The sequence below is a fragment of the Rahnella sp. AN3-3W3 genome (assembly GCF_003263545.1).
GTDB classification, from domain to species: Bacteria; Pseudomonadota; Gammaproteobacteria; order Enterobacterales; family Enterobacteriaceae; genus Rahnella; species Rahnella variigena.
Window position 1 is genome coordinate 1 of the sequence record NZ_JYDG01000117.1, and the last position, 8,947, is coordinate 8,947.

Annotated in this window: 9 protein-coding genes; all 9 read left to right on the top strand. The window is 54.8% G+C overall.

Annotation, left to right across the window (positions count from 1 at the left end):
• Positions 1-200 precede the first annotated feature (200 nt).
• The 9 genes from dcuC to nth all read left to right on the top strand — a co-directional run bounded on the left by dcuC (position 201) and on the right by nth (position 8,576).
• Entirely contained in the window at positions 201-1,568 is a 1,368-nt protein-coding gene (gene dcuC / locus UC15_RS23910; RefSeq protein WP_112291512.1) for an anaerobic C4-dicarboxylate transporter DcuC, read from the top strand.
• A gap of 255 nt (positions 1,569-1,823) precedes the next feature.
• Positions 1,824-2,264, top strand: coding sequence for a DUF2569 domain-containing protein (locus tag UC15_RS23915; protein WP_112291513.1), 441 nt, complete (start codon positions 1,824-1,826; stop codon positions 2,262-2,264).
• A 40-nt stretch (positions 2,265-2,304) separates the two neighbouring features.
• On the top strand, positions 2,305-2,886 hold the full coding sequence (gene rsxA, locus UC15_RS23920; RefSeq protein WP_095922116.1) for an electron transport complex subunit RsxA: 582 nt from the start codon (positions 2,305-2,307) through the stop codon (positions 2,884-2,886).
• A complete protein-coding gene (gene rsxB, locus UC15_RS23925) occupies positions 2,886-3,452 on the top strand; it encodes an electron transport complex subunit RsxB (protein ID WP_112291515.1) in 567 nt (188 codons plus the stop codon). Before rsxA ends, rsxB begins: the two co-directional genes overlap by 1 nt.
• 1 nt (position 3,453) lies before the next feature.
• On the top strand, positions 3,454-5,559 hold the full coding sequence (gene rsxC, locus UC15_RS23930) for an electron transport complex subunit RsxC (RefSeq protein WP_112291516.1): 2,106 nt from the start codon (positions 3,454-3,456) through the stop codon (positions 5,557-5,559).
• Complete coding sequence (rsxD, locus tag UC15_RS23935; protein ID WP_112291518.1) at positions 5,560-6,612, top strand: electron transport complex subunit RsxD; 1,053 nt, start codon at positions 5,560-5,562, stop codon at positions 6,610-6,612.
• 9 nt (positions 6,613-6,621) lie between these two features.
• On the top strand, positions 6,622-7,254 hold the full coding sequence (gene rsxG, locus UC15_RS23940) for an electron transport complex subunit RsxG (protein WP_112291520.1): 633 nt from the start codon (positions 6,622-6,624) through the stop codon (positions 7,252-7,254).
• The gene (locus tag UC15_RS23945; protein ID WP_112291522.1) at positions 7,247-7,945 is read left to right on the top strand and encodes an electron transport complex subunit E; all 699 of its coding nucleotides are present in this window, start codon (positions 7,247-7,249) and stop codon (positions 7,943-7,945) included. Before rsxG ends, UC15_RS23945 begins: the two co-directional genes overlap by 8 nt.
• Entirely contained in the window at positions 7,938-8,576 is a 639-nt protein-coding gene (nth, locus tag UC15_RS23950; protein ID WP_112291523.1) for an endonuclease III, read from the top strand. The genes UC15_RS23945 and nth overlap by 8 nt, the downstream gene beginning before the upstream one ends.
• The last annotated feature ends 371 nt before the right edge of the window (positions 8,577-8,947 follow it).

Genomic DNA, 8,947 nt, shown 5'->3' on the forward strand with positions numbered 1-8,947 from the left:
CTTGAACTTGAAGTTGAAGTTGAAGTTGAAGTTGAAGATTGTTTTGTACGCCCCCGTGATCCCCATCAATCATCACAAATTTAAATATCCCCCCGCCTTTCATCACCCATAATTGATGAGCGTCATTACGCCCTTACCGTTATTTCGGCAAAGTTCCCGCCTTTCACTTGGATCCACATTTAATCTCGGGGAATACAATCATGCTGGAATTACTGATCGGACTGGTGGTCGCCGTGTTTGTCGGGCGCTATATCATCAAAGGCTATTCACCCACCGGCGTCCTGATGGTCGGTGGTTTGTTGCTGCTGATTATCAGCGCAATCATGGGTCACAGTATCCTGCCGGAAGGCACTAAAAGTACCGGCTGGAACGCGACGGATATCGTCGAATACGTCAAAATTCTGCTGATGAGCCGTGGTGGCGATCTCGGCATGATGATCATGATGCTGTGCGGTTTCGCGGCCTATATGACCCATATCGGCGCCAATGATGTGGTGGTTAAGCTGGCGTCGCGTCCGTTACAGATGATCAACTCGCCGTACATTCTGATGGTTGCGGCTTATATTCTGGCGTGCCTGATGTCTCTGGCAGTGTCTTCGGCGACCGGTCTGGGCGTGTTGCTGATGGCTACCCTGTTCCCGATTATGGTTAACGTCGGCATCAGTCGCGGTGCGGCGGCGGCGATTTGTGCTTCCCCTGCGGCGATTATTCTTTCTCCGACTTCAGGTGATGTCGTGCTGGCCGCGCAGGCCGCGAATATGCCGCTGGTGGATTTCGCCTTTAAAGTCACCCTGCCGATTTCCATAGCGGCCATTGTGGCAATGGCGATCGCGCACTTCTTCTGGCAACGCTATCTGGATAAACGCGATACCACCGCGCAAGTAGATGCCGTTGATTCCAATGCAGACGACGTGGTCGAAACGAATGCCCCCGCTTTTTACGCCATTTTGCCTTTCACGCCGATTATTGGTGTGCTGATTTTCGACGGTAAATGGGGCCCGAATCTGCATATCATCACTATTCTGGTCATTTGTATGTTGCTGACCGCCATTATAGAAACGCTGCGTAACCGTAACGGCAAAGCCGTCTTCGCCGGTCTGGACGTCGCTTATCGCGGCATGGCGGATGCGTTCGCCAACGTGGTGATGCTGCTGGTCGCAGCCGGCGTATTCGCACAAGGACTGAGCACCGTCGGATTCATCAGCAGCCTGATCGGACTGGCGCAAAACTTTGGTTCAGGCAGCATTGTGATGATGCTGGTTCTGGTGGTGATCACCGTGCTTGCCGCCATGACAACCGGTTCCGGTAATGCCTCGTTCTATGCGTTCGTCGAACTCATCCCGAAACTGGCGGCCAAAATGGGCATAAACCCGGAATACCTGGTCATCCCGATGTTGCAGGCATCTAACCTCGGCCGCACCATTTCACCGGTTTCCGGCGTCGTGGTAGCCGTGGCCGGTATGGCAAAGATCTCGCCTTTCGAAGTGGTTAAACGCACCTCCGTTCCCGTGCTGGTCGGTCTGATTGTCGTGATCGTCGCCACCGAAATTCTGGTGCCGGTGCATTAAACCTCCCCGATTTTAATACCTGAAACATTCAGGCTGTATCAAGGCGGCAACTGAGTAAGTCCCCGGGAGCATACAAAAGTATGTGACCGGGGCGAGTGAAGACAGCCAACGCAGAGACGGCGTTAAGGATTAAGGTATTGATCACATAAATACGATAACGAGAATGCCTCTCACAGGTTAAGCTACTGCGCCTTGAAGGTCGGGGAACTCTCCCTGTGCTGATTTGATGGCGAAACCAGCGTGAGAAAAGCTTTTATGTCGAATAATCCGGGCTATAAACGTATTGGCGGGTGGTTACTGGCCCCGATGGCGTATCTGATTGTGACGCTGCTGAGCGTCGTATTAATGCTGTTTCTTTTTTCAATGGCATTATTTGTGCCGGAATCGCGTGAATACTTATTCACCAACTCGCAGGCATTTACCCTGCAATGGTATTTCTCCGTAGTGACCACGCTGGCGATGGGGGCATTTACCGTCGCGGTATTGTGGCAATTCTGTAAGCGCGCAAGAGCCTTACCGAAAATGTATATTATCTGGTTATTATGTACGGTGCTTCTGGCGGTAAAAGCCTTTGCATTCTCGCCAGTTACTGATGATTTGGCCGTGCGTAACTTATTGTTACCTTTATTGGCCGCCGCCGTCTTTGTGCCTTATTTCAAGCGCTCATTGCGGGTAAAAGAAACCTTCACGGAATAACCCTGAGGTTTTTAATGTTTATTATGTCCGGGCAATTGTCATGACCTCTTATTTATTACTTTTTGTCGGCACTGTGCTGGTAAATAACTTCGTACTGGTTAAGTTTCTTGGCCTGTGCCCATTTATGGGCGTTTCCAAGAAACTGGAATCCGCTATTGGTATGGGGCTGGCGACCACGTTCGTCATCACCCTCTCGAACATCTGCTCGTGGATCGTCAACACTTTCATACTGATGCCGCTGGGACTGGTGTATCTGCGCACCATGGCCTTTATTCTGGTGATCGCAGTTGTGGTGCAGTTCACCGAAATGGTAGTGCGTAAAACCAGTCCGTCACTGTATCGTCTGCTGGGTATCTTCCTGCCGCTGATTACCACCAACTGCGCCGTGCTCGGCGTGGCGCTGCTGAACATCAACCAGCAGTTCAACTTTATGCAGTCCGCGCTGTATGGATTTGCCGCATCGCTCGGTTTCTCGCTGGTGATGGTGCTGTTCGCCGCCATTCGTGAACGTCTGGTGGTGGCTGACGTTCCTGCTCCGTTCAAAGGTTCTTCGATTGCGCTGGTCACGGCTGGCCTGATGTCATTAGCCTTTATGGGCTTCACAGGTCTGGTGAAATTCTGATGTTTGAATTATGGGAAGCGATTGGCGCGCTGACCGCTCTGGCGCTGGTTTTTGGCCTGCTGCTGGGCTACGCCTCACGTCGTTTTGCGGTCGAAGGCAATCCGGTTGTCGATCAGATCGACGATATTCTGCCGCAAAGCCAGTGTGCGCAATGCGGCTATCCCGGCTGTAAGCCTTACGCTGAAGCGGTTGCCAATGGCGATAACATCAACAAATGCGTGCCTGGCGGCGAAGCGGTAATGCTCAAACTGGCGACCCTGCTTAACGTCGAACCCCAGCCAATGGGCGAAGATGCCGCTGCGGCGGTACCAGTACGCAAAGTCGCCTACATCGACGAGAGCAACTGTATCGGCTGCACCAAGTGCATTCAGGCTTGTCCGGTTGATGCCATTGTCGGTGCCACCCGCGCCGTGCATACCGTGATTACCGATTTATGCACCGGCTGTGACCTGTGCGTCGCACCGTGCCCGACGGACTGCATCGAAATGTTGCCAATAAAAACCACCACCGCAAACTGGAAATGGGATTTACAGTCCATTCCGGTTCAGGTCATCCATGCGGAGTAACATGTTTAATCTGTTTGCCGCGCTCAAAAAAGACAAAGTCTGGGACTTCGACGGCGGTATTCATCCGCCGGAAATGAAGACTCAGTCGAGCCACGTTCCGCTGCGCAACGTGCCGCTGCCTGAGCGCTTTATCATTCCTCTTCAGCAACACCTTGGCCCTGAAGGCGAGCTGTGCGTGAAAGCTGGCGACCGCGTATTAAAAGGTCAGCCGCTGACCACAGGTCGTGGCCGCACCGTGCCGGTTCATGCGCCGACATCCGGCGTGATCACCGCCATCGAGCCGCATATCACCGCACACCCTTCCGGCCTGAAAGAACTGTGTGTGCTGATTGAAGCCGACGGCCAGGACACCTGGTGCGAGCGTGAATTCATTGCCGATTATCGCCGGCTTTCTGCCGAAGAACTGAATCAGCGCATCAGTCAGGCCGGTATCGCCGGACTGGGCGGCGCAGGTTTCCCGACCGCCAGCAAACTGGCAGGCGGCCTGACGTCTACCCGCACGCTGATTCTCAATGCTGCCGAATGTGAGCCGTACATCACCGCCGATGACCGGCTGATGCAGGAGCACGCAGCGGAAATCCTCGAAGGGACGCGTATTCTGTGCCACATGCTGCAACCGGAACACGTGCTGATCGGTATCGAAGACAACAAACCGGAAGCCATTACCGCCTTTAAACTCGCCATTAAAGCCGAACAGGCCGAAGGTGTGCGCATTGAACTGCGGGTAATCCCGACCAAATACCCTTCCGGTGGTGCCAAACAGCTGACCAAAATCCTGACCGGACTTGAAGTGCCGAAAGGCCATCACTCGTCTTCCATCGGCGTGCTGATGCAAAACGTCGGCACCGTATTTGCTATCAAACGCGCGATTATCGACGGCGAACCACTGATCGAACGTGTGGTGACGCTGACCGGCGAAGCGATGGCAAAACCGGGCAACGTCTGGGCGCGTCTGGGCACACCGATTGAACATCTGATGCGTGAAGGCGCATTGCAGCCGCAGGGCGACAAAAAGATGGTGATTATGGGCGGCCCGCTGATGGGCTTCACCCTGCCATCGCTCAATGTCCCCGTGGTCAAAATTTCCAACTGCCTGCTGGCACCGTCTCAGTCCGAACTGGGTGAGCCGGAACCAGAAGAAGCCTGTATCCGTTGCAGCCTTTGCGCCGAATCCTGTCCGGCTGGTTTACTGCCGCAACAGCTTTACTGGTTCAGCAAAGGCGAAGAACACGAGAAAGCGCGTAAGCATAATCTCTTCGACTGTATCGAATGCGGTGCCTGTGCGTACGTCTGCCCGAGCAATATTCCGCTGGTGCAGTATTACCGTCAGGAAAAGGCCGAAATCCGCGCCATCGATGCAGAGACTGCCCGCGCCACCGAAGCCAAGGCACGCTTTGAAGCCAAACAGGCGCGCATGGAACGCGAGAAGTTAGCGCGTGAAGAGAAACACCAGAAAGCGGCAGTGAAACTGGACGAAGCACCGGCAACAGAAGCGCCATCTGCTGAAACAGCGGCAGAGCAGCCTGCCGAAGCCGATCCGCGTAAAGCGGCGCTTGCTGCGGCTATTGCTCGTGCGAAAGCGAAAAAAGCCGCCGCTGAGCAGGAAATCCCGGTGGCTTCTGAGCCGGTGCCTGAGACTCCGCCTTCTGCGGAAGACGATCGCAAAGCCGCCGTGGCTGCGGCTATCGCACGTGTGAAAGCGAAGAAAGCCGGAAACAGCGGCGTTGTGGTCGAAGCGAAAGAAAGCGAACTGGCCGTTGCCCCGCAGGCGCCGGCAGAGGATGATCGCAAAGCCGCTGTCGCCGCGGCCATTGCCCGTGTGAAAGCCAAAAAGGCCGCTGCGGTACAACCTGCAAATGGCGAAGAAAACGTGACAGCGTCACCTGCCGAGCCGTCCGCAGACGATAAACGCAAGGCCGCTGTTGCCGCGGCTATTGCCCGGGCTAAAGCCAAAAAAGCTGCTGCACTGAGTGAAGCGCAGGAAGCTGAACCGGAAGAAAAAGAAACATCACAACAAGAAAGCGATCCACGCAAAGCCGCTGTGGCTGCTGCGATCGCACGAGTTAAGGCCCGTAAAGCCGCTCAGACAATGTCGAACGAGGAATAAATGGCCTTCAGGATCGCAAGTTCACCTTTTACGCATAACCGCCAGAACACCAGCACCATCATGATGATGGTAATTCTGGCGTGTATTCCCGGCCTGATCGCTCAGGTCTGGTTTTTTGGCTACGGCACGCTGGTTCAGCTGACGCTGGCTATCGTGATTGCCCTGCTGGCGGAAGGCGCTGTATTGCAGCTGCGCAAACAGCCGGTGAAAAAACGACTGGGCGATAACAGCGCCCTGCTGACTGCGGTTTTACTGGGCGTCAGCCTGCCGCCGCTGGGTCCGTGGTGGATGGTGGTTCTCGGCACGATTTTCGCCATCATCATTGCCAAACAGCTTTATGGCGGTCTGGGTCAGAATCCGTTTAACCCGGCCATGGTAGGTTACGTTGTTTTGCTGATTTCGTTCCCGGTGCAGATGACCACCTGGCTGCCGCCGGATGTTTTACAGCATCACCACGTCGGATTCACCGACACGCTGCTGACCATTTTCACCGGCCATAACAGTCAGGATCTGACCGCGTATCAGCTGAATATGAACGTTGATGGCGTGACGCAAGCGACACCGCTGGATGCGTTTAAAACCGGTCTGCGTTCCGGCCATACCGCCGATCAGATCCTCGGAACCCCCCTGTTCAGCGGCACACTGGCCGGTCTGGGCTGGCAGTGGATTAACCTCGGTTTTCTGGCCGGTGGCCTGTTCCTGATGTGGCGCAAAATCATCAGCTGGCATATTCCGGTTGCCATGCTGGGTATGCTGGCCTTCTGCGCGGGTATCGCGTGGGGTCTGGCGCCGGAAAGTTATTCCTCGCCGCTGGTGGGGCTGTTCTCCGGTGCGACCATGCTGGGCGCGTTCTTTATCGCGACCGACCCGGTTACGGCATCTACCACCCCGAAAGGCCGCCTGATTTTTGGTGCGCTGATTGGTTTGCTGGTATGGCTGATCCGCAGTTACGGCGGCTATCCGGATGGCATCGCCTTTGCAGTTTTACTGGCGAATATCACCGTGCCATTGATTGATCACTACACACAACCACGTGTTTACGGGCATCGCTGAGGAAGAATTATGTTAGCTACAATGCGACGCCACGGCCTGATCCTGGCTTTCTTTGGCGCACTGATGACCGGCATGACGGCGCTGGTCAATCTGATGACTAAGCCGACGATTGAACATCAGGCGCTGTTACAGCAAAAATCCCTGTTTGACCAGGTGATCCCGGCCAGTGTGTACGATAACGACATGCAGAATGAATGTTACAACGTCACCGATGAATCTCTCGGCACTCCCACCCCGCACCGCATGTATCTGGCGCGTAAAAACGGTCAGCCGGTGGCGGCTGTGGTAGAAACCACCGCGCCTGACGGCTATTCCGGTGCGATTCAGTTACTGGTTGCCGCTGATTTTCATGGCAAAGTCTACGGTTCCCGCGTGCTGGAACAGCATGAAACGCCGGGACTGGGTGACAAAATCGAAGTGCGCATTTCCGACTGGATCAAACATTTTGCCAATCAGACCATTAACGGTCCCACCGACGAACGCTGGGCGGTGAAGAAAGATGGCGGTATGTTTGATCAGTTCACGGGTGCGACGATCACGCCGCGCGCCGTTGTGCGTTCAGTAAAACGCACTGCATTATTTATCGGGACGGTACCGTCTCAGCTTTCCCACCTCACCCCTTGTGGAGCCCGTGATGAGTGAAGCCAAAAAGATAATCGTTCAGGGTCTGTGGACCAATAACTCCTCGCTGGTTCAGCTGCTGGGACTTTGTCCGCTGCTGGCCGTGACGTCCACCGCCACCAACGCCCTGGGTTTAGGTCTGGCGACCACGCTGGTGCTTACCTGTACCAACGCCATGATTTCCGCGTTTCGCAAGTGGATCCCGGATGAAATCCGCATCCCGATTTACGTGCTGATTATTGCCTCGGTGGTGAGTACCGTGCAGATGCTGATCAATGCGTATGCGTTCGGTCTGTATCAGGCGCTGGGGATCTTTATTCCGCTTATCGTCACCAACTGTATTGTGGTCGGTCGCGCCGAAGCCTGCGCGGCCAGCAGCCCTGTCCATCTGGCAGCCCTTGACGGTGCCATGACGGGTCTGGGCGCGACCTGTGCGATGTTTGTGCTCGGTTCGATGCGTGAAATTCTCGGCAGTGGCGTGCTGTTCAACGGCGCAGATCTGCTGCTCGGCAGCTGGGCGAAAGTGTTGCGCGTGGAAGTGCTGCATCTGGACAACCCGTTCCTGCTGGCAATGTTACCGCCGGGCGCGTTTATCGGCCTCGGCCTGCTGCTGGCCGCCAAATACCTGATTGATCAGCGCATGAAAGCGCGCAAAGCCGTGCAGCATGTCGCGGCTGAAGAAAGTCTGCCAAAGGGAAGTGTTCATGAATAAGGAAAAGCGCATCGAAATTCTCAGCCGTTTGCGGGATAACAATCCCCATCCGACGACCGAGCTGGTGTACACCACCCCGTTCGAGCTGCTGATTTCGGTGCTGCTTTCCGCGCAAGCCACGGATGTCAGCGTGAACAAGGCGACGGCAAAGTTATATCCGGTCGCCAACACCCCTGCATCCGTTCTGGCGCTTGGCGTGGACGGCGTGAAGGAATATATCAAGACCATCGGCCTGTTTAATGCTAAAGCCGAAAACGTGATCAAAACCTGTCGTATCCTGCTGGAAAAGCACAACGGCGAAGTGCCGGAAGATCGCGCTGCTCTGGAAGCCCTGCCGGGCGTAGGCCGTAAAACCGCCAACGTGGTACTGAACACCGCTTTTGGCTGGCCGACCATCGCCGTCGATACCCACATTTTCCGCGTCTGCAACCGGACGAAGTTCGCGCCGGGGAAAACTGTCGATGACGTCGAAGATAAATTACTGAAAGTGGTGCCCGCCGAGTTCAAGCTCGACTGCCATCACTGGCTGATCCTGCATGGTCGCTACACCTGTATTGCGCGCAAGCCGCGGTGCGGGAGTTGTCTGATTGAAGATTTGTGTGAGAGTAAAGAGAAGGTTTATGCGGAGTGAAAGGGGTTCCCTTTGGATCCCTTTAAATGGCTTTAAAAGCTTTAAATAGAATTGAGTAAATTTCGGTTTCTCAATAACGGTTATCACACGGCCTTTCGTGCCGAAACCGACCAGAGGGGAAAGGCTTTTCCCCTCTGAACTCCCCTCGCTTTTTCAAACATGTGATCCGCGCGCTGGCTATGTTTCAGCAACCGCAGCGACAGGCTGGAAATCTTGCCGCTGCGCGGTTCCTTCGTTTCGGGATTGCAGCCTATGGTCTGCAACCTCTCATTCAGCAAGCTTTCTGAATCGCCCGCAGGATCTTAAATTCAAAAAACAAAATTACTCTGTTTTAGAGAGTTCAATGGCGTGCTCAAAATCCAGCTGAACGG